Annotated in this window: 11 protein-coding genes and 1 pseudogene; 6 read left to right on the forward strand and 6 right to left on the reverse strand. The window is 61.6% G+C overall.

Annotation, left to right across the window (positions count from 1 at the left end; genetic code table 11):
- Positions 1 to 147: 147 nt before the first annotated feature.
- Both FHT85_RS26045 and FHT85_RS26050 read right to left on the reverse strand, forming a co-directional pair.
- The gene (locus FHT85_RS26045; protein ID WP_312861362.1) at positions 148 to 684 is read right to left on the reverse strand and encodes an invasion associated locus B family protein; all 537 of its coding nucleotides are present in this window, start codon (positions 682 to 684) and stop codon (positions 148 to 150) included.
- 87 nt (positions 685 to 771) lie between these two features.
- A complete protein-coding gene (locus FHT85_RS26050) occupies positions 772 to 12,195 on the reverse strand; it encodes an autotransporter-associated beta strand repeat-containing protein (protein ID WP_183774414.1) in 11,424 nt (3,807 codons plus the stop codon).
- Positions 12,196 to 12,608: 413 nt separating this feature from the next.
- Here FHT85_RS26050 and FHT85_RS26055 point away from each other — a divergent pair, with 413 nt between their 5' ends.
- Positions 12,609 to 14,315: a tetratricopeptide repeat protein gene (locus FHT85_RS26055; protein ID WP_112413198.1), complete on the forward strand. Its 1,707-nt coding sequence runs from the start codon at positions 12,609 to 12,611 to the stop codon at positions 14,313 to 14,315.
- Between the two features lie 567 nt (positions 14,316 to 14,882).
- On the opposite strand, the pseudogene FHT85_RS26060 reads toward FHT85_RS26055, so the two are convergent.
- A pseudogene (locus tag FHT85_RS26060) lies at positions 14,883 to 15,285 on the reverse strand (IS30 family transposase); the annotation flags it as partial.
- A 448-nt stretch (positions 15,286 to 15,733) separates the two neighbouring features.
- Positions 15,734 to 16,645, reverse strand: a complete 912-nt coding sequence (locus FHT85_RS26065; RefSeq protein ID WP_183774417.1) for a LysR family transcriptional regulator — start codon at positions 16,643 to 16,645, stop codon at positions 15,734 to 15,736.
- Positions 16,646 to 16,772: 127 nt separating this feature from the next.
- On the opposite strand from FHT85_RS26065, the gene FHT85_RS26070 reads away from it, so the two are divergent.
- The 5 genes from FHT85_RS26070 to FHT85_RS26090 all read left to right on the forward strand — a co-directional run bounded on the left by FHT85_RS26070 (position 16,773) and on the right by FHT85_RS26090 (position 20,784).
- Positions 16,773 to 17,252: a carboxymuconolactone decarboxylase family protein gene (locus FHT85_RS26070; RefSeq protein WP_112413166.1), complete on the forward strand. Its 480-nt coding sequence runs from the start codon at positions 16,773 to 16,775 to the stop codon at positions 17,250 to 17,252.
- A 131-nt stretch (positions 17,253 to 17,383) separates the two neighbouring features.
- Positions 17,384 to 18,298: an MBL fold metallo-hydrolase gene (locus FHT85_RS26075; protein WP_183774422.1), complete on the forward strand. Its 915-nt coding sequence runs from the start codon at positions 17,384 to 17,386 to the stop codon at positions 18,296 to 18,298.
- Positions 18,299 to 18,458: 160 nt separating this feature from the next.
- Positions 18,459 to 19,211 carry an SDR family oxidoreductase gene (locus FHT85_RS26080; RefSeq protein ID WP_112413162.1) on the forward strand — a complete coding sequence of 251 codons (753 nt, stop codon included), beginning with the start codon at positions 18,459 to 18,461 and terminating at the stop codon, positions 19,209 to 19,211.
- 60 nt (positions 19,212 to 19,271) lie between these two features.
- Positions 19,272 to 19,688 carry a cupin domain-containing protein gene (locus FHT85_RS26085; protein WP_112413165.1) on the forward strand — a complete coding sequence of 139 codons (417 nt, stop codon included), beginning with the start codon at positions 19,272 to 19,274 and terminating at the stop codon, positions 19,686 to 19,688.
- Positions 19,689 to 19,761: 73 nt separating this feature from the next.
- The gene (locus tag FHT85_RS26090) at positions 19,762 to 20,784 is read left to right on the forward strand and encodes a mechanosensitive ion channel family protein (RefSeq protein WP_183774583.1); all 1,023 of its coding nucleotides are present in this window, start codon (positions 19,762 to 19,764) and stop codon (positions 20,782 to 20,784) included.
- On the opposite strand, the gene FHT85_RS26095 is transcribed toward FHT85_RS26090, so the two are convergent.
- Both FHT85_RS26095 and FHT85_RS26100 read right to left on the reverse strand, forming a co-directional pair.
- The gene (locus tag FHT85_RS26095; RefSeq protein WP_112413160.1) at positions 20,767 to 21,255 is read right to left on the reverse strand and encodes an RrF2 family transcriptional regulator; all 489 of its coding nucleotides are present in this window, start codon (positions 21,253 to 21,255) and stop codon (positions 20,767 to 20,769) included. The genes FHT85_RS26090 and FHT85_RS26095 overlap by 18 nt on opposite strands.
- Positions 21,256 to 21,771: 516 nt before the next feature.
- Positions 21,772 to 22,506: a hypothetical protein gene (locus FHT85_RS26100; RefSeq protein ID WP_112413159.1), complete on the reverse strand. Its 735-nt coding sequence runs from the start codon at positions 22,504 to 22,506 to the stop codon at positions 21,772 to 21,774.
- Positions 22,507 to 22,590: the final 84 nt, after the last annotated feature.

The raw sequence follows: 22,590 nt of genomic DNA on the forward strand, positions 1-22,590 counted from the left end.
GGCAGAGCTGACCCGGAGCTGCTCAGGGCACGCATGCTGCCACGCGACCAAAATCGCCACCACACAAAGTGAGGAAGACCCCATTAACGTGAGATTCGCAGGGGCGACCGCCAATGGGCATCAACCCACTTGACCAACACGGATTCTCTAGGCGCCAAGGGCCGCGAGGCGGTCGATGGCGGCGGGAAGGCCCTTGAGGGAGATGGTGAGGGTGATTTCCTTGGCGTCGGAGCTTTGCACCTTGACCTTAAGGGTGGTGGCGCTCTTAAAGGCGGAGGCTGCTTTGACATCGAAGGTAAGGGGAACGAGGCATCCAGCCGGCAGGCATGTGGAGAAGCGCAGTGGCTTTTGCGGTGTGGCGTCATCGAGCTGGAGAACAGCACCGGCGTCGAGCGTTAGGCCGAAGGGGAGGATCAGGTTGCCGGCAAGCGTGCCGTCGCCGCTCCGGCGCAGTTCCACCGCCATCACGCGCTGCCCGTTCTGCTGCATCTGCTGCTGCGAGATCGCGCAGACCGTCTTTTGTGCTCCTTGACAGTTCGGGCTCCAGTCCTGATAGGTCTCCTGCAGCGAGGTGGCGCCGTTCGGCAATTTCGAGGCTGCTTCCTGAGCCGATAGCGGCGCGGACAAGGCGAGCAAGGCCGCCACGGCTGCGGCATAGGGAGCAGGAGAAGTAAACGTCGTCACAGGCAGGTTACCTTTCATTGTCGCATTGGCTGCTCGCCGCGTTCCGCCGGCGAGCAGCCTTTTGATTCGAGGGCGGGCGAGAGCCGATTACCACTTGACGCTGAAGCCGATCTTGCCGCCGATGCTGTTGCTGTCGCCGAAGTCCTTCAGGCTGGTTTTGGCAAAAGCCTCGCCGTAGACGGAATACCTGCCGTCGCCCCAGGCCAACGAGCCGCCAAGGCCGAGGCCGCCCCAGAGGTCCTGGTTCTTGCTGACCAGGCTGGCGCCGGAGACGTCGACCTTCGACCCGGCGAGGAAGTCGTAATAGAGATTGCCGATGCCGTAAACATGCGTACGGCTAGTCTGCCCGCCGGCATCCTTCCATTCATCCTCGTAGTCGGCGGAAAGGCCGAGGCGGCCGACCAGGCTGTCGCCGTTTGCGAGCGAGACCGCCGCGCCGTAGCGGTCAGTGAAGTCGTCGAAGTTGACCGACGAATAGATCAACTGAGCCTGCGGGGTGAGAGACCATCTGTCTCGCAAGGCGATCTTTTGACCGCCCTCGACGCTGAGCGCATAACCAAAGCCCTTGTTACCGTCGGCAAGCGTGGTGCCGAGGGTTGCCGATTTGATATCGCTGTCGTACCAGGTCGCCTGCGCCTGGGTATCGACGTAGAAACCATTCGTACCATACCAGGTCAGCGTGCCGCCGACGCCGTAGCCGGTGACATTGATCGAGCCGGAGCCGAAGACCGACGAGACGCTGGACGAGGCCGTTCCATAATGTGCGGTGATGCCGCCGATCAGCGAGCCGGCCTGGCTGTCATAGAACAGACCATCGAGGCCCAGCTGCAACTTCCAGGTATCGACGGCATAATCGGTTCCGGTTGTCGAGGTCGCGGGTGAGAAATCGGCGTGCGCCGCCTCGATGCGCGCCCAGATCGCCCTACCGTTGGCGGGGGCCTGGTCCAGCATCTGCGTCCCCGGTGGCATTGCCTCGCCATTGCCCCATGAACGGTTGCCGACGCGTTGCTGCAGCGTGCCGAGTTCGTTGAAACTCTGCAGCACGCCGGCATAGGTCTCGTAAAGTGGCACGCCCGGCGCATAAAGCGGCTGCGGATCGGGGTCGGCTGGACCGGCGGGATTGAGCAAGATCGAGCGAAGGTACCAATCGCCGTCGGCCGGTGTCGAGACGCCGCCCTTGTAGAGGCGATAGGCATAGGCGCCCCCAATCACGGCCTGCTCGCCCTGGAAGACATAATCGCCGGCCAGGCTAAAGGTGCCGTTCGAGGCGCCGCCGACGTCGATGATCTTGATGCCCTCAACGGTCGGCGCGCCAGTGCCGCCGACATTGATGACTTTGACGGCGCTGGTGCCGGAGGTGTCGCCGGTGACGACCAGGCGGTCGGTTCGTGACGCATCGCCGCCGAGCTCGGCTTCGATCTCCAGCGTTCCGCCGGCGCCCATGTAGTTGCCGGCGACCGTCAGCGTGCCGATGGAATCGCCGGGCGCCACCGTGCCATCCGCATAGTTGTTGGTGTCGCAGACGATGCCGGTGCCCTGCAGCCTGCCGCCGGCGCGCACGTTAACGTCGCCGCACAGACTGCCGTTGACGGAAAGCGTGCCGGCTTCCACCGAGGTGGTGCCGGTATAGCCCGAGCTATCGGCGGTGAGGGCCAGTGTGCCGGCGCCGCTCTTGGTCAGCATGCCGATCCCGGACAGAACACCATTCAATGTCAGCGTAGTGCCGGGATCGGTGATGATGCCGCCGTTGCCGGCGAAATCGACCGCGCGAGCGCTGCCGAAGCTGCCGGTGGTGTGTAGCGTGCCGCCGTCAAGTGTGATGCCGCCGGCCGCGCCGCCGAGATTGGCGTCGTTCGACACCTGCAGCATACCGCCATTGATCGCCGTGCCGCCGGTATAGCTATTGGCGCCGGTCAGCACCAAGGTGCCAAGGTCGGTCTTGGTGAGCTGCGCGGAGCCGGTGAGTTCAGAGCCGATCGTCGCCGTCATGCTAAGGCCGGCCGCCGTACCGTCGCCGACTACGATGACGCCTGGGCCGTCGAGCTTGATCGAGCCGCCGTCGATCGTGTAGCCATCGGTCATGAACTGCAGGCCGGACGCCGTTACCTGGCCGAGGCTGTTGTCCACCGTCACTTTGCCGGCCTTGCCGGCAAAGACGGCGAAGGCATCGTCGCTAAAGGGCGCGTTGACCACGCCGGTGCTGTCGGCCCAGTTGTCGTTGCCGGTCGAGTTCTGCCAAACCCCGTCGCCGCCATCGACAACGCCGTCGAACTTCGGACCGGTGCCATCCCAGTAGTTCAGGGTCAGGCCGTCGGTGTTGACGAGGTTGACCTGATTGGCGACGGCGGTCTGGATGAAGTAGCTCGATGACGGGATCGTTCCGAACGACAGGCCGTTGTTGGTGAGCGCGCCGCCATAGCTGAAGAGCCGGTAGACGCCGGGACCGAAGGTGCCGCTTGGCGGGACCGATACGTTCAGCGTGCCATCCAGGACGAGATTGCCGCCGATGGTGGTCAGGTCGTTGAGCACGCCGCCGGGGGTATTGGCCTGACCCAGGCTGTAGTTCAGGACCGAGCCGCTGGAGAGCGTCAGGTTGCCGGCAATGGCGAGCGTGCCGGGCGTTCCATCGGAAGCGCCGGGGTTGAGGACGCCGCCATCGGCAATCGCGACATTGCCGCCGATCGTGCCGGTGCCTCCGAGTGTCGCGCCGTTTTGAACGGACAACGGTCCGGTCGCCGCGCTTTGGTCGCCGTTGATGTAAAGGCTGCCCGCCGCGACCGTGGTCGGCCCGGCATAGCTGTTATTGCCGTTGAGGATCAGTCCCGCGCTGCCGGTCTTGGCAAAGCCGCCAACGCCGCCGATCGTACCGTTGAGCGTCAGCTCGTCGACCGTCTCGAAGGTGCCGCCGCCGGCGCCCAATGTCACGCCGCGCCCCGTCGTCATCGCAACGGCATTGCGCAGCGTACCGCCGTCAAGCGTGATGCCGCCGGCCGCGTCGCCGAGATTGGCGTCAGAGGAGAACTGCAGCGTGCCCTGCCTAATCTCGGTGCCGCCGGTATAGGTGTTGGTGCCGGTCAGCACCAATGTGCCGAGGTCGGTCTTGACGAGTTGCGAGCTGCCTTCAAGCGCCGAGGCGATGGTTGCCACATATCCGGCGCCGGGCGTCGTGCCGTCGCCGACGCGGATGATCGCCTGCGGGCCGACCAGCTCGACGGACTGCCCCTGGATCGCGTAGCCGCCGGTCGCAAACTGCATGCCCGAGGCCTGCACCCGGCCATTGGTGTTGTCGACGTCGACGGTGCCCGGTGCGCCGGTGAAAACGGCGAAACTGCCGTTGGTGAAGGCGGCGTTGAGGGCGCCGTCCTGGCCGGTCCAGTTGTCGTCGCCGCTAGCGCGCCACGTGCCGTTGCCGCCGTTGACAAAGGCGCCCCTGGTCCCGGCATCGCCATCCCAGTAGTTGAGGGTGACGCCTTGCGTGTTGACCAGGTTGACTTGGTGATTGACCGAGGTCTGAACGGAATAGTCCGGCGAGCTGTCGGACAGCCCGAGATCGGTCAGCGCCCCGTCATAGCTGATGACGCGATAGATACCCGGCCCAAAGTTGCCGCCGGGCGTTTCAGCGACATTGATGGCGCCGTCGAGCGTCAGATCGCCATGGACCACGGTCAAGTCGTTATAGGGGCCGCCGACGACGCCCGCCTGCCCAAAATTGAAGTTGAGCGCGGCATTGGCGTCGAGCGCCAGGCTGCCGTTGATCGTCAGCGTCCCCGGTGTGGTGCCGGGATCGCTCGGATTGAGCGCGGCGCCGTCTTGCACCGTGACGTCGCCGCCGATCGTGCCGGTACCGCCGAGCACGCTGCCGGCCTCGACCGTGGTGAACCCGGTCGCCGCCGATTGGTCGCCGTCGACGATCAGCGTACCTGCCTGGACGGTCGTGTCGCCTGCATAGCTGTTGTCGGCAGTGAGGATCGTGGTGCCGGTGCCGATCTGCTCGAGGCCGCCGGTGCCCGAGACCAGTCCGGCAAAGCCATAGGTGTCGCCGCGGTTGAAGACGAGCGCGCCGTTGTCGACGACATCGCCGGTGATCGCGCCGTTTGCACCGCCATTGCCAAGCTGCAGAGTGCCGCCCGCAATCGTCGTGCCGCCGGCATAGCTGTTGTCGGCGGTGAGCACGAGCGTACCGGCTCCATCCTTGTCAAGAGCCCCGGCCCCGCCGATTGCGCCCGCTAGCGTCAGCGTCGTCAGCCCGTCGGTGTCGAAGGTACCGCCGCCGGCATTCAGCGTTACGTCGCGTGCCGTGGTAAACGAGCCGGTGCTGTGCAGTGTGCCGCCGTTGACGGTGAGCGCGCCGGCCGCATTGCCGAGGTTGGTGTCGGCGGCGACCTGGATGGTGCCGCCATTGATGACGGTGCCGCCCGCATAGTTGTTGGTGCCAGTAAGCGCCAGCGTGGCGCTGCCGGTCTTGGTGAGCGCGCCGGCCCCGCCGACGGTACCGTTCAGCGTCAGATCGGCGTCGGTGTCGAAGGTGCCGCCGCCGGCGTTCAGCGTCACGCCGCGCGCGGTCGTGATGGCCGCAGTGTTATGCAGCGTGCCGCCATCGAAACTCAGGCCCCCGGCGGCATCGCCGAGATTGGTGTCGCTGGCGATCTCAACCGTGCCGCCATTGATCGCCGTGCCGCCGGTATAGCTGTTGGTGCCGGAAAGCATGAGCGTGCCGAGATCGGTCTTGACGAGCTCGGTGCCGCCAGAAAGCGCAGAGTTGATGGTGGCGACATAGGCGGCACCCGCTGCCGTGCCGTCGCCGATGCGGATGACCGACTGCAAGCCTGCCTGCGAGGGGTCGTCGACCAGCGTGATGGCGTCGCCCTGGACGACATAGCCGCCGGTGGCGAACTGCATACCGGTGGCCTGCACCTGGCCGTTGGAGACGCCGTCGACGGTCACCGTGCCGGCCGCGCCATGGAAGATCGCGAAGCTGGCATTGGCGAAGGGTGCGGCGAACAGGCCCGCGCTGTCGGTCCAGTTCTGGTCGCCGGCCGCACGCCAAGTGCCGTTACCACCATTGATGGCGCTGTTGGAATGCGGTCCGGCATCGCCGTCCCAGAAGCTCAGGGTCAGCCCGGTCGAATTGACCAAGTTGACCTGGTTGGCGACGGCCGTCTGCACGAAGTAGTTGGGATCGGTGACGGCGAGGCCGTTGTCGGTCAGCGAGCCGGCGTAGTTGAAGATGCGGTAGACGCCGGGTCCGAAGGTGCCGCCGGGCGTCTGGGTGACGTTGAGCGTGCCGTCGAGTGTCAGGTTGCCACCAACATTGATGAGGTCGTTGAACGAACCGCCCGGCACGTTCGCCTGACCGAAATTGACATTGAGGTTCGACGTGGGGCCAAGCGCGAGATTGCCGTTAATGGTCAGCCTGCCCGGCGCACTGCCGGCGTCACCGGGGCTGAGCGTGCCGCCATTGGCCACCGTGACGCTACCGCCGATGATGCCGTTGCCGCCGAGTATTGCGCCGGCCGCGACCGTGGTCTGACCCGTTGCTGCCGACTGGTTGCCGTCGATCAGCAGCGTTCCGGCATTGACGTTGGTCGCGCCCTTATAGCTGTTGGTGCCGGTGAGCGTGATTGTGCCGGTGCCGAGCTTGGTCACCGCGCCATTGCCGGAGATGACGCTGGCAAAGCTGTAGTCGCTGTCGAGGTTGAAGGCGAGCGTGCTGTTATTGGTAACGGTCGGCGTCGTCAGCGCGCCGGCCGTGGCGCCATTGCCGATCTGCAGTGTCCCGGCGGAGATTGTCGTTCCGGCGCTGTAGCTGTGCGACCCTGTCAGGGTCAACGTGCCGGCGCCCTGCTTGTTCAGGCTTTCGAAGCCGGTGACGTTCACGCCGTCCAATGTGCGGGCCAAATTGTTGACAACCTGCAGCGTGTCGCCAGCGCTGGTCTCACCACCGGTTCCCGCGTCGACAATGCCGGTGATCACACCGCCGTCATTCAGCACCAGCGTATCGTTGCCGGCCCCGAGGCTGAGCGTTCCGGCACCCGTATTCAATGTGCCGGTCAGGTTCACGGTATCGTTGCCACCGCCAAGATCGCCATTGGCGGTGAGCGTGCCGGTGCCGATATTGATCGTGCTCGCTCCCGCATCGCCGGTGATGGTGGACGTCGTGCCGGCTGCCGCGCCGACAGCGCCGTTGACGGTGAGGGAACTGGTGCCCGTCATGGCAATCGTCGGCGTCGTCAGCCCGCCATTGACCTGCAGCGTGCCGGCACTGATTGCGGTGGCGGCGATCTGGTTGCCGCTCGACGTCAGCACCGAGGTGCCGGTGCCGATCTGCGCAAGCTTGCCCGGCCCGCTCAAGGTACCGGCGAAGGTGAACGTATCGCTGCGGTTGAGCGATAGCGTCGAGGTCGGATTTGCAACGATGACGTTGCCCGCTCCGGCATTGCCGGTCGTGCCGCCATTGCCGATCATCAGATTGCCGTTATTGATGACGGTGTTGCCGGTGAAGCTGTTGTTGCCGGTCAGCGCCCAGGTGCCGCTGTCGTTCTTGGCAACCGTAGTCGTGCCGCCGGGACCGTCGATGATAGCGCCGCCCATCGTGTTGAGGCCGGTATTGGTGCCGCCGAGCGCCAGCGTGCGGGCGCCGCTGCCGGTGTAAGTCGCAGAACCGGTATTGCTGAAGACAACCGGGCCTGTGCCGGAGGATTCGATGAAGCTGGTGCCGGTCGAAAGCGTGAACAGGCGGTCCGTGGTATCGCCGCTGCCGGTATAGCGCAGCGTCGAGCCGCTGCCGATGACGAGGTTCGTGGCCGTCGAGGACGATGCGCCGAGCGAGCTTGCCTGACCGCCGTCGGCCAGCTTGTCGACGGCAAGCACGCCGCCGCTGATGGTGGTGACGCCGGTATAGCTGCTGACGGAGTTCTTCAGCACCCAGGTGCCGGCGCCGGTCTTGGTGAGGCCGGTGACACCGCTCGCCGGATTGTCGAGCTCAGCCGAAAGCGTGTTGTTGCCGGTGTTCGTGCCGGACAGCGTTAGGGTGCGGTTGCCACTGCCCGTAAGCGTGGCGGGGGCGGTGCTGGTGAAATTGATGGCACCGGTGCCCGAGGCATCAATGCCGCTGTTACCGGCGCCGAGTGTGAATTGACGATCGGTGCGATCTCCCGCGCCGACATATTGAAGAGTGCCGCCGTTGAGGACGAGGTTGCTCGCCGCCGCGCTCGAGGCACCGATCGAGCTGTTCACACCACCATTGGCAAGGCAGCTCACAACCAAAGTGCCACCACTGATAGTCGTGTTGCCGGTATAGCTGTTGTTGCAGCCCGAAAGCCCCTGCCCGCTGGTGCCGGTCTTGACAAAACTGCCGGCGCCACTGATCGCGCCGCTGAAGGTGAGGTTGCCGCCGCCGTTGATCGTAACTGTGGCCGAGCCCAAGCTTACGTTGCCTACGCCGGTGAGACCAGCCATCGTATTGCTGAAGTTGTTGAGATCGAGCAGCGAACCCGCGTTCACCGTCATGCCGCCGCCAACGCCTGTGCCGAAGGCAGTGGTCGATCCGGCACGCAGTGTGCCGCCGTTCACGATCGTACCGCCGGTGTAGATATTATTGCCCGTGAGCACGAGCGTGCCCGGACCGTCCTTGCGGAAGGTGCCGGCGCCGAAGGCCTGGCCGGTCATTGTCAGCGTCGTCCCAGAGCTCGCCACGCCGATGGCGCCGGTATTGGCCAACAGCTGGAAGCCGCGGTCGGTGGTCGTAGTCGCGCCGGTATAGTTCAGCGCTCCCTGGCTGAAAACGAGATTGGTGGATGCATTGCTCGACGCGCCGATGTCGCTCGGCTGGCCGCCATTGGCCAGACAGCCCACGTTCAGCGTGCCGTTGCCTTGCAGGATCGTGGGACCGCTATAGGTGTTATGACAACCGCTGAACGTCTCCGTACCAGAGGCGAGGGTCACGCCATCTGTCCCGCTGATCACGCCGCTGAAGCTCGCGACGCCGCCGAAGATCGAGAGCCGTGCCGTGCCCATGGTCACGTTGCCCGCGCCGCCAAGGGCACCGACGTTGGTGCTGTTATTCGCCAGATCCAGCGTCGCGCCGCTCGCCACAGTCATGGAGCCGGTGCCGAAGGAGTTTGTGGCGGGGCCTGCCCGCAGCGTGCCTGCGCTGAGAGTGGTGCCGCCACTGTAGTTGTTGGTGCCCGTTCGCACCAGCGTGCCCGCACCCGTCTTTGTGAGGCCGCCCCCGCCCGTCGCCGTGCCGCTCAGCGTCAGCGTGGTGGTGGCGTTGCTCACGCTAATGCCACCACCGCCGCTACCAAGCGTGAAGCCCCGGTTACTGGTGGGGGCGGCGTCAGTGCCAATATAGTCAAGCTTGCCGCCATTCTGCAGGACGAGGCTGGAAGAGGCAGCACTGGAGGCGCCGATTGAACTGTTGACGCCGCCATCGGCAAGCTTGGTGACGGCGAGCGTCCCGGCATTGACTGTGGTGGTGCCAGTGTAACTGTTATTGCTGCCGGCAAGGGTCAGGGTGCCCGGTCCATCCTTGAAGAAGTTCGCGCCGTCGGTACTAACCACCTGGCCAGAGACGGTCAGGTTGGTGCCGGCATTGGTAACGGAGACCGTATCCGAGACGATGGCGCCTGACTTGCTGATGGCAAAGCCGCGGTCGGTCGAGGCTGTGGCGCCGGTATATTCCAGCGCGGCGCCCTGGATCTGGAGGTTCGCGGGATCAACCGATGCGGCGCCGATGGCGCTCACCTGTCCGGCATTGGCGACCGAACCGATGGAGAGTATGCCCTGCGCCACCGTGGTGGCTCCGGTATAGGTACTGGCGCCGGTGAGCGCCACCTTGCCGGTGCCGGCCTTGGTGAAGCCGATGACGCCGGTGTTGTCGGCGATTGTCGAGGCGATGGTGAAGGTGCCGAGGCCGTTCTGCTGAACGCCCAAAACACCGCCGCCGAGCGTGCCCGTCATCGAACCGCCCGTGATCGTCTGGTTTGCGCCGCCGACCGACGGTGCAACGATGATGGTGCCGTCGACGCCGAGCGTGTTGCCGGCGCCCACGGTCACCGTGGAATTGGCCGCCGCGGTATATTGCAGGCCGCCGATCTGCTTGTTGCCGCTCACCGTTCCGAAATAAGGCGTATTGGCTGCGCCGCCTGCGTCGCTGATGATCTCATTGCTGAGCCACGTGGACGCATCATCCTTGTTGATATAATCGGCGGGGGTGAACGCAACGATCTTACCCCCCAAGACTTTTGCGTAGTCCGAGCTGTTGACCGTGGCCCAGCCACCCAGCACACCGTCGGCATTGGCCGTGGTGATGGCACCAGCGGTGGGCAGCACGAAATTGGCGAGCCCGCCCGTGCGGGTGATGGTGCCGAGGTTGAGGGTGAGACTGCCGCCACTCGCGCCGGAGCTGGCCGTCACGGTGTTGTTGCCGCCCGTGATCGTCAGGCCGGCGACGCTCTGGGCGTTGGCCTCGCTCGCTGCACCTTTGACGGTGAATGTTCCGCCATTCATAACCAAGGTCGAAGAGGCGCCGAGAATGTCGCTGGTCGGTCCTCCGGCAGGTGAGAAGTCGAGCACCACCCCGCCGCCGCCGATCGTCGTGGCGCCGGTGTAGGTGCTCTGGCCGGTGAGCGTCAGCGTGCCGGCGCCGAGTTTAGTGAGGTTGCCCGCGCCGACAATGCTGCCGCCATAGGTGTTGTTGACACCGGTGCCGAGATTGAAGCTGAGATTCGCACCACCCAACGCGATGGTTCCACCGGTGCCAGTGAGCGAGGAGGTTGTGACATCGAATCCGTTGAGGTCCAGCGTGCCGCCCGTGGTAGTGAAGCCGCTCGTGGCGCCGAAAGCCGTAGCGCTGCCTGCACGCAGGACGCCGCTGGCGACGATGGTGCTGCCGGTATAGGTGTTGGCGCCGCTCAGCACCCAGGTGCCGCTCCCGCCGCTGCGCAAATTACCAGCACCGGAGATGACGCCTGAGTACATATTGTCCGCGCCGGTGAAGCCGCCACCCAGTGTGGCGGTACCGCTAAGACTCATATTCCCGCTCAATGCCAGCACGCCGGTGCCGTCGTTGGCAAGCGTGCCGCTGAGCGCCCAATTGCGATTGCTGCTGGCGCCCGCTCCGGTGTAGCTCAGGGTGCCGCTTATGCTTGTCCCGCTCCCTGCGCCCAGCGAGCTCGCAACGCCGACATTCGCTATCGTGGCCGCTTCCACTTTGCCCGCGCCGTTGACGCTGACGCCCGATACGGTGTTGGCGTTGCCAAGTCTCAGCACGTGCCCCGCATTCGCGCCGAAGACGGCGCCGTTGCCGCTAATAGCCCCAAGCAGCTCCAGATCGGCCGTTGCCGCGGTGAATGAAGGCGCACCGCCGTAGGGATTAAAGTTCGAAGTGATGGTGCCGGTCAGTGTCAGGGTCCCGGTGCCGTCATTGCTGATGCCGGTGCTGCGATAGCCGTTGGAATACAGGGTCCAATTGCGGTTCGATACATCGCCATCGCCAATATAGGATGCAATGCGGTTGCCGGCGGTTCCACTTGGATTCTGTATGTCGATCGTGCCCGCCGCGACCGTCATGGGTGCCCCCAGCGCGCTGGCCTCCCCCAGATTGCCGATCGAGGTGAACGTGGTGGTACCAGCACCGTAGAAATTGGTCGCGCCGGTATAGTTATTGGTATTGTCGGTCAGGTTCACCCCAGGATTGACGTTAAGACCGCCCGTGCCGGTGAAATGGGCGCCGCCAACTCCGGCCCCCGAGAGGCCGACATTTCCCGCTCCGGTGAGCGTGATCGTGCGTCCGGTCAGCGTTCCGCCGGTCGTACCCACGCTCAGCGACGTACCGCCGGCTATATTCAGGCTGTTACCGGGGTCGCCAAGGGCAGCAGCACCGATGGCAGTCAAGCCGCCAGCATTGACGTTGATATCGCCTACGAATGTGTTGGTGCCGGTCAAGGCGAGGGCGCCGCCGTTGACTGTCAACCCGCCGCCTAGGCTGTTGTTGGCGCTAAGGGTTAGCGTGCCGCTCCCCGCCTTGGTGAGTCCAACGGTACTGTTGATCACCGAAGAGATCGCGGTACTGCCGCTGTTCACGGTGATGGTGGGAGTCGCACCGCCAAGGGTGAGTGTGTTGGCGCCTGTACCGGCAATAGTGTATCCACTGACATTGAAGGTGAGCCCGCCCACCGTGATCGGCACAGTCAACGTCACCGTGCCGGCGGTGCCGTTAAAGATGGCGTTGTCCAGATTGGCGTTGTTCCACGTCGTGAACGGCCCCGCAACATCGTTGCCGGTGGTGTTCCAGAACGCGGAGGTGGTATCCCAGTTTCCGGAACCGCCGATGCCAATGGCGGTATTGTTAACGTCCCAATAAAGATTCGCGCCCCAGGCCAGGTTTATGGTCAATCCGGTCACAAGCGCGAGCGGCAGAAACCCGCCCGCCATAATGCGGGCAGCGCCTGAGAAAAAAGTGGCCGTCAGGGGCGCACAGCTGGCAGCCCAACCCTTCCATTTGGTCATCCTCCCGCCACGTAGGCTGATGAAACGGAGGATTGCATCATGACGTGGTCCGGTCGATGCCCCCGACCGGTTAGACCTATTAAGAATTTCCGCATTCACGATTTGTCGCATGCCCCTTTGCAGCAATTCCAATGTGGGGTAGCACCTTATGTACGCGCGGGGGACGTAACTTACTGTAAGCATATCAATATCTAGGGCTTACAGCGTCGCCGCCGAAAGCGGCCGGATTGAGATTGATCCTGTTGAAGGTGGCCGCCGTGTCATTCGACATCTTGTGACCCGCAGTTGCAAAAAGTGTATTCATCAAACTGTTGTTGGAGCGAGTGCTGATATATAGGTAACATTAGCATCCAGGCTGCCCGGCGGCGGGAGAAGAGCAGCCTGCATCGTGAGACATAGCAGCGAGGGGCGTTGTGATTTACGAGGAGATTCCTGAAGAACGAGAGACCGATCTATCCGCAGAAGATTGTCGCGCCCAGCTAGCGCGCATCCTGAATAGCACCGACTTCGAAGCATCCGCCCGCAAGCACCGGTTCCTCAGCTATGTCGTCGATGAGACCTTGGCTGGGCGCGGCAGCCGCATCAAAGCCTATTCGATAGCGGTCAACGTATTCGGCCGCGACGCTTCGTTCGATCCGCAAGCAGATCCGATCGTCCGTATCGAAGCCGGCGACCTCCGGCGGGCGCTCGATCGGTATTATTTGGGCGCCGGACAGGGCGATCCCATACTCATCACCGTCCCCAAAGGTGGCTACATTCCCTCCTTCTCACCGCGTGATTCGCTCAGCCTTCTTCCGGAAGAGCCCACCGCCGCGCCCGAGTCCCCGCGGCCACGCGTGTCAAGCAAAGCACGGCTCATAGCGGCGACCACGATCACGATATTTGCCGCGGCCATGATGACGTTGATCTGGTGGAACTACTTTTTCCAACGTCCTCCAAGCAAGCCCGAAGTCCCGCGCTTGCTCGTCGAGGGGTTCGATGACCTGACCGGATCGAGCGTGTCCGTGGCTTTTGCACAGGGACTCACGCAGGAGGTCATCAGTCAACTCTCCAAATTTAAGGACATCGTCGTCGTTCAGCCGCCCACCTCGGCGACGCTTTCACGGGTACGCTTTGCGCTCGCGGGAAGTGTGAATCTGTCGGCGGACAGCTTTCGATTTCAGGTTCGTCTGGTCAATCGCGCGGATGGATCGGTGCTCTGGGCCCATACTTATGGCGGTGCCACAACCGTTTCCGATCTTCTGAAGGCTCAGGCGGACATCGCCAGCAATGTAGCGATCAGCCTGGCGCAGGCCTATGGAGTCATCTTCGAGGCGGACGCAAGGCTCGTTGTTCTCGACCCTCCCGACGACTGGGCCGCTTATTCCTGCACGCTCTCCTATTATTCTTACCGAGTCAGCTTCGATCCGAAGGCTCTTCCGCCCGTGCAGGCCTGTCTCGAGAAGGCAGTGGCGCGCTTTCCCAGCTACGCAACAGCCTGGGCTCTTCTTTCGCTGGTCTATATCGACGAGATGCGGTTTAGCTATCCAATGGATACTGTCCAACTGCCGCAATCGCTCAATCGCGCTCTTGCCGCTGCCGACCGGGCCGTCGAGTTGGAACCGCTCAACGTCCGAGGCCTGCATGCGCAGATGCTCGCTCTCTATTTCAAGGGAGAAATCGATGCAGCCACGAGCGTGGGCCGCCGCGCTATGACCATCAATCCTAACGACACCATGCTTATGGGCGAGTACGGGGATCGGCTGGCTTTGTCGGGAAATTGGAAGGAAGCCTGTCCCCTCGTGGCGGAGGCGCATGAGCGTAATTCAGGGCCTCTGGCCTATTATGAAGTAGGGCTGGCGCTTTGCTCCTATTTCAAGGGGGATTACCAGTTGGCTGCCAAGTGGATCAGGAAAGCGAATGTTTCAAGCAACGCGCTCTATCATGTGATCGCCACCGCAATCTTTGCCGAGGCAGGTTTCGAGGCGGACGTCGAACGTGAACGCAATTGGCTCTCGGAATATTACCCCGCCCTGATAACTAACATTCGACAAGAGACGCTGTGGCGGTTTGGCCGTCGCGAAGATGCCGAGTTATTCCTCGGGTCGCTGAAGAAGGCAGGCCTGCGGTTCGCAGATTAGCCGCTTGATCATAAGCTGGCGGGGGAGCGGGAAAAACAGGGATCACGATGCAAGATTTAGCTTTGCCTGCTGTCGCTTTGCCTTAATTCCGAGATTTTCCGCGTTGTGCGTCGATAGAGGCCATTTTTTGCCCTTAAATACGAGACGACGATCAGCTTCGTTCGATAGTATTCGATGTTGAGGTGCGATGTCGGTTCTCAATCTGGCGACCGATCCGGATAACGGTTACGAGCAAGCGGTCGTTCTTTGGTAACTCGGGAGCAAGGCGACTGTGGGTAGTCCTCTTTCCTGTCCATAGCAGCCCGCCGCCCGCCCCCGAACCTGTCACCACCGTCGCCAATCTCGTCACCACATGAGCAGCCGTATTGCGTTAAACCGGGGTCGGCGTGAAGAGTGCATAGTTAATCCTCGTGGCCGGCAGGCTCCAAGTCATTCCGTCAAGCTGAGGGCACAGCCAAAAGTGATTGATGTGAAGGGATTAGAACCGATGTTTCCGTGTCGCATCCCACATTATCAATGACTGGAGAAGCTCCCAAGTGCATCACGCCTATTTTGCAGGGTAGGGAATCACGCCTGATCCTGCAAATGCGCCATGAACACCTCGGCCGGCGTCTTGTATCCAAGGCATTTACGGGGGGTCGTTCAGATGGCGAGCGAGTTGAACCAGCCCCGATTGCGGCACTTCGGCCAGATTTGTGTCGCCTGGCATGAAGCGGCGAATGCGCTTGTTGCCGTTTTCGACCGCACCTTTTTGCCACGGCGCGCTGGGATCGCAGAAACAACTGCATGCGCCGATGCCATCTTCCAAAGCCCTGAAGCCGGCAAACTCGGTGCCGCGGTCAAAGGTGAAGCTCTGGCGTGCAAAGGCTGGCAAAGGCGAGAAGGCTTCGATGATCTTGTCCATGATCGGCCGCGAATGCCGGCTTGGGTTCTTGATCGTCACGGTGTAGCGGCTCTTTCGCTCGACGAGGTAATGAAGGCGACGGCGGTCGGCGAGGGTCAATTGCGAATAGCAGCGGGACATGCGAAAATCTCCAAAGTGAAGCCATTGAAATCATTGGCATGTTGCACTTGAACATAGAATATACCACTTAGGCATCCGTGATCTGGCATAGTCTATGATATGGAAGCATGCCCGGCGCCCATCATAGTGACGTCGGCACCCATGGTCTTCTCCATCAATCTTGGCGCTCGCTTAAGACACAAGTTTTGCTACCCGTTAAGGCAACGCCATCGCATGAGGAAACAGAGCGTGAGGCCGATAGTCCGTCAGCTTGGAAGGCTCCCCCTGTCACAGCCCATTCGAACCCCATGGCTTGCCTTTAGGTGTGGCCGAAACCGGTTTTTACAAAGCGGTCCGATTTAAAGCTTTCGATGGCATGCCTGCCAAGCAACGCAAAAACGCGTCATCAACACAATCAATGAGAAGACACGGGCGCCATCAGCGGATCCCTGCCGACTACCTCAATCAGGAAGTCGAGGACCGTCCTGATGCGCAACGGCAGGTTCCGACGCGACGGGTAGACGACGCTGATGGCGACCCGGCTCGGCGGAAAGTCTGGCATGACATTCACCAGCCTGCCTTCTTCGATGTCGGACCCGACAAGAATGTGGGAAAGTACCGCAATCCCATTGCCAGCCAGCACGGCACGGTGAACGGCAACCGCATTGCTGGCGACGAGGCGCGGCGCGGTCCGCACGGTAACGTCCTCGGCGCCATTTGAGAACGACCATGCCTGGCCATTTCCGGCGCGATTGTAACAGATGCAATCATGAGCGCTGACATCGTCCGGCGTTTTGGGTGCTGCCCGCTTTTGTAGATAGGAAGGTGCGGCAACGAGAAAGGCCGTCGTCCATCCAATTCTGCGGCACATCAGACTGCAGTCCGCGACCGTTCCCAGCCGTACCTCAAGATCGATCCCCTCTTCAACAAGGTCGGACGGTTCCTCACGAAAGAGCAAATCGACGGAAAGTCCCCGATGGCGTTCGAGCAGCATCCCGAGCCGGTCGCTGACGTAAAGCCCGAGCGGTGTCGGCAAAGCCAGGCGCACCTTGCCGGCTATGCGCCCGCCATCACGACATGTGGTTTCACTAAGCGCCTCGACCGCTTCGATGACCTTAAGTGCCATCGGGATAATCTGCTCCCCCTCGGCCGTCAGCGCCAGCGCGGTGGTCGTGCGATGCAGCAGACGTGTGTTGAGATGCGCCTCCAGCGCCGAAACCTGGCGTGAAACTGCAGGCTGCGTCAGCCTGAGATCAATCGCTGCGGCGGAAAAGGAGCCAGTCTCCACCACCCGCATGAATGTTTGCAATGCGCATACGATATCCATCCCTACCCCATACTTTTCGGCATAGGCCTTATGTTCGAACCTTAGCCCGGAAGGGCTTTACTGTCCAGATATTAAGGATATCTTTTGTCCATAAGGACATTTAATATCCTTAATAATGGAGGCGACCATGACACAGCGTTTGAACTATGCCCAGCAATCCCCGGAACTCTTCAGGAAACTCTCCGAACTCAGCATGGCCCTGAAGGACAGCGCCATCGAACAGAAGATCCAGGATCTCGTTCATATCCGCGCATCGCAGATCAACGGCTGCGCTTTCTGCCTGGACATGCATGTCAAGGAAGCCAAGATCCACGGCGAGAGTGAACTCCGGCTCTACCACATCGCCATCTGGCGGGAATCCAACCTCTTCATTCCTCGCGAACGCGCCGCACTCGCCTGGACGGAAGCGGTGACGAAACTGCATGAAGGTGGCATTCCCGATGAGCTCTACGAGCGCGTGCGCGGCCAGCTTTCCGAGAAGGAAGTTTCCGACCTCACCTTCGCGATCATGGTCATCAATGCCTGGAACCGCGCCAGTATCGCCTTCAAGACGGTGCCCGGCTCGGCCGACAAGGCCTACGGCCTCGACAGGGCCGGCCTCAACTAAGCCTTTCATAGAGGGCTTCAGCAAACGAAGCGCGGCCGTTCAGGCGGCCGCGACCAAGACTCTCATGACAATCGTTTCAACCGTGGAGCTGGCCCAATCGGTTCCAAGATCTCGATCAACAGGAGACAAACATGGACCTGAACACTTCTCGTCCCGCTAAATCAAACCCTGACGAGCTGGTTCCGTCGCGCTACGCAGTACGGATCGGCGATATCGAGGTACTGATAATCAGCGACGGCGTACTACCGCTGCCAACGAAGATGCTGGGACATAATGCCGACCCGGCCGAGCGCGCGGCCTGGCTGAACGACATGTTCCTGCCGCCGGACGCTTTCGACTGGGCGCTGAACGCGGTCGTGGTGCGCAGCGGCAAGCAGACCATCCTCATCGACGCCGGCCTGGGGCTGGACCCTGAATTGAACCTGCCGCGCGCGGGACAGCTGATCAAACGACTGGAAGCCGCCGGCATCGACCTTGGGTCCGTAACCGACGTGGTACTGACCCATATGCATATGGACCACGTTGGCGGGCTACTCGTCGGCGGGGTCAAGGAGCGGCTGCGTCCGGATCTCAAGATCCATGTCGCGGCGGCCGAGATCAAATTCTGGGAGGCGCCTGATTTCTCTCATGTGTCCATGCCACCCGGCTTCCCGGACGCGCTTCGAGCGGCCGCCAAGCAGTTCAGAAAAGAGTACGAGAGCCACCTCAGATTGTTCGATGATGAGTACGAGGTCGCGCCGGGTGTGGTCGTCTCCCGAACCGGCGGCCACACGCCCGGGCACAGCGTGGTCCGAGTCGCCTCCGGCAAGGACCGGCTGATGTTTGCTGGCGATGCCGTGTTCGCGGTCGGTTTCGATCATCCCGACTGGTTCAACGGCTTCGAACACGATCCGGAGGAGGCTGCCCGCGTCCGTGTCCGTCTTCTGCGGGAGCTGGCCGAGACCGGCGGACTTCTGGTGGCGACCCATATGCCGTTCCCGTCGGTCGGCCATGTGGCAGCCGACGGCGATGTCTTCCGTTGGGTGCCGGTGTTCTGGGACTATTAATTCCTCGTGAGCGAGTGTCGGGCCGGCGTGCAGCCGTCAGGGCCGCGCCCGGCTCAGCCGAGCGGACATAAAGCGTCGTCCGAACCGCCCGACCTGCAACCCATCATACAGAAACGAACGAACAATGCGGCGCATGACGCAGCCGCGAATGGAGAAGCTCATGAAAATCGTCATCATCGGCGGGACCGGCCTGATCGGTTCGAAAACAGCCGACCGCCTTCGCAAGCAGGGCCATGAGGTCATCGCCGCCGCGCCGAACACCGGCGTCAATACGATGACGGGCGAAGGTCTCGCCGAAGCGTTGGCCGGCGCCTCCGTCGTCATGGACCTCGCAAACTCGCCATCCTTCGAGGACAAAGCGGTGCTCGAATTCTTCGAGACGTCAGGCCGAAATCTGGCGGCAGCGGAAAAGACGGCCGGCGTGAAGCATCATATCGCCCTTTCCATCATCGGCGTCGATCGCCTGCCCGAAAGCGGCTACATGCGCGCCAAGGTCGCCCAGGAAAAGATCATCCGCGACTCCGGTATCCCCTATACGATCGTCCATTCGACGCAGTTCATGGAATTCTTAAGCGGCATCGCTCAGTCCGGCACAGTGGGCGATACGGTGCGCCTGTCGCCGGCCTATGTGCAGCCGATCGCTTCCGACGACGTCGCCGACAACATGACCGTCGTCGCGAACTCCGCGGCAATCAACGGCATCGTAGAGATCTCGGGTCCGGAACGTGTCCGGCTGAACGAGCTCGTCGCCCGCTACCTCAAGACCCTGGGCGATGCCCGCAAGGTCGTGGCGGATCCGGAAGCCCGCTATTTCGGCGCCCGGCTGGAAGACGGCTCGCTCGTGTCCGACGGCAATCCGCGCCTCGGCCGCATCACCTTCGAGCAATGGTTCGCAACCTCCGCCCGCAAGTGAATGAACACGGTGCATCGCCGCAGGCGCCGCACCGCCCAGCTCTCAAGAAAGGAATTCGAGATGATCAAGTCAATTCTCGGCCTCGCCATAGCCGCGCTACTGTCCACCAATGCCGTTGCACATGATGCCGGCGAGAAGGATGCCAAGGTCACGCTCGTCTACGAGCATCAACTGCCGAACGTTCCCGGCAAGAGCATCAAGGGCGTCCTCGTGGAGTATGGTCCGGGCGGCTTTTCCTCGGCCCATACCCATCCAACCTCGGCCTTCATCTATGCGACGGTCCTGGAGGGTGCGATCCGCAGCCAGGTCAACGACGGCCCGGTCAAGGTTTTCAAGGCCGGCGAGAGCTTCTCGGAAATGCCGGGCGACCGCCATGGTGTCAGCGAGAATGCCAGCAAGGCCAAGCCGGCGAAGCTGTTGGCCGTCTTCGTCGTCGACACCAGCCAAAAGGAACTGACCTTCCCGATCAAGAAATAGCTGGATGCGGGACTGGCGCCGCAGGCGCCTGTCCCTTCCCGGTTTCAGGAAATCATCGTCGGTGAACCCCATCATGTTTGGCGAACATCATTTTCTATCGCTCGTCCTGATCAATCTGCTCGGGCTGGCCGGCATTCTTATCTGGCATATCCAGGGGCGCCGTCGCCCGACCGCGCGCCTCGTCGTGCAAATCCTGTTCTTTTGCTGCATGAGCCTCGTGCTCTGGCTTGCCGGAATCTCGCCTTATCACTTTGATTACGACGAGCTTCAGGATGCCGGCATCCTGCTTGCCAAGTCCGCAAGGATCCTCTGGTGGCTGCATCTTGCCTGGACGATGATCGGCTTCCTCCATATCTATCTCACCCTCAACCGCCGGCCGCAGGAGGCGCATCTTCTTCAGGATCTGATCGTCGGCATCGTCTATCTCGGCGTCGCCCTGTCCGTCATCGGCTTCGTCTTCGGCGCACCCGTTGGGCCGCTGATTGCCACCTCAGGCATCGTCGTCGTCATTATCGGCCTGGCGCTGCAGAACACGCTTGCCGACGTCTTTTCCGGAATCGCGCTGGCTCTCGGTCGCGCCTACATCATCGGCGACTGGATCCAGCTCGCCGACGGCACCGAAGGGCGCGTCGTTGAAACCAACTGGCGCTCCACCAATCTGCTTTCGGGTGGTTATAACGTTGTCGTCCTCCCGAATAGCGTGCTGGCGAAACAGGGCGTCACCAATCGCAGCCGCCCGGATGAATCGCACCAGATCTCGCTGACGATACGAATATCCGCCATGCACAAGCCGCGGCTCGTCGAAGAGGCCATGCTTGCCGTCCTGCAGGGCTGCGAAAGGATCGTCATGAACCCGCCGCCGGCCGTCGCGCTCAAGACGATCGACGCAATCGCCATCGAGGTCGAGCTGTTCTTCCGCGTCGCGAGCGCAGCAAGCCGCATGTCGGCACAAAACGAGATCATCGATCTCATCCACGAACATTGCAGGACGAGCGGAATATCATTGGCAATGCCGGCCCAAAGCCTCGTCTGCCTCCCGATAAGCGAACAGAAGGAACAGGCCGCTCTCAGGGCGATATCATCCGGCGCGCTCTAGCACCCATTCGAAAGAGCTTTTCCAGAGTTCCGGCGGGATCTCCTTCGAAAGGATGCCGACGAGGTCTGACAATTTGACGCCGCGCAGTTTCTCCCGCCAGGCCTCATCCGCCTCCCACATGATGCGAGCAACTGCGCAAGGGCTGCTTTCGCAATAATCCTTCGGCCGGCACGGATTGTTGGCCCTGATATTGCTGCAGACGAACGTACGCTGCCGGCCTTCCACAGCTTCAACAATTTCGAGGAAAGTGATATCCGTCGAAGGCTTTGCCAGTCGGTAGCCGCCGGACGGACCAAGAGACGTGTCGACAAGTCCCGCGTGGGACAGGCCCTGCAGGGCCTTGGAAAGGTATTCCTTCGGGAGCCCATGAAATTCGGCAAGCGCTTTGGTCGAGAGATAGCGACCGTCGGGCAGAGCGGCAAGAATAGCACAGCAGTGGAGTGCCCATTCGACTTGGCTTTTCAAAATCATGAATTCACTTCCAAGGCCTCGGCACATGCTATCAAGGATAACAAATATCCTTATCTCGTCCCCGTGTAAACAAAAGGTGAAGCTCTTGACCACCTAATCCCAATGCCGAGCCTCAGCAGGATGAATAGCTCTACTGGTTTCGCTCCGAGGCAACATAGCCTGCGCGATTCTTGCTGGACGACCGATTGCATTGAAAGGAGCAACTCGACGAGAGTCAGAATGACCGCCTTGAAAGGATTGGAACCCTCGACCCTGTTATAATAAACGTGCTAGACTTCAAATTCCTCAATAGTATACAAAGGCTTGGCCTCGATAGAACGACTGGTTTTTGAGGTCGGGCGCTGACGGTCAGCTTCTAGGCTGAAGTCATCCGTAGCAGACGTTTCGTAAGCTGTCTTAGGAGACCACTCGTGCGCCGTGGTTTCGAGTGCGCCTATACGTCATCTTCGCCGGGACAGCGTTTCCCTCGAGAGCTAGATAGAACCCCTACCTCATCCTGCTTGAGTCAGATTAGCTTTAAGAGTTCGGTCCCATGATGCCGCTGAACGCAGCCGACGCAAGGTGAAACGTTTGACAAATCTCAAGCACTTCCTTCGGGAAGAAGTGAAGGGAACTTCCAATACCTATCCTCTTTTCACGGTCAAGCAACTCAAGTGTCGCCGCGGAGCCGTGAACGTAATGCCCGCGAACGAGATCGCCCATTGGGCCACCAACTTTTATGAACTGATCGGACGCCTCTTTTATTAGGTTGGCCCTAGCCACAAGCCACCTAACAACCAGCTCCGTGCCGTCGGTCGCATCCGGCACGCCAACAATCCCCGCGCGGTGCGCCAAGCAGTTTCGCGCGCGATTATAGCCGGTAAGTCGGACGATCCACTCTGGAGCAACGGAAAACTCCTTAGCAAGAACGGTAAGCTGATCTTCAATTCCCCTCCGCTCAAACTGAGCCGGTGTCACGGGAAAAGTTCGTCCAGGAGCGCACTCGACCGCGTTTCGGTAAACCTCCATCAGGAATATCGAGAATTGTTCAATAAGATCGCGCAGAACTGCTGAAGCGGCCCACGCCTGGAACTCCGCGTGGAGAAGTGTGCTGTCCGCCGTTCGAATGTTCTCAAAGTGGAATTCCGAGTTTTCAATCGTAAGTGTGTAATCGGCATTACTTGGCGCTGCCTTCAAGCAAGCTATATAATGAAACGCCGCTAGTTGAATGGCACTGTGCATTTTGTCCAGCGGTTTCGGTTTCGTTGTCAAGCGTGATTTCCAGTATGCCAGTTATATTTTGATGTGAAAGTTCAGTCTGACATAATCCTATGAATGCGCTCAACATTCCAACGT

The organism is Rhizobium sp. BK312, assembly GCF_014193605.1.
In the GTDB taxonomy this organism is placed as follows: domain Bacteria; phylum Pseudomonadota; class Alphaproteobacteria; order Rhizobiales; family Rhizobiaceae; genus Rhizobium.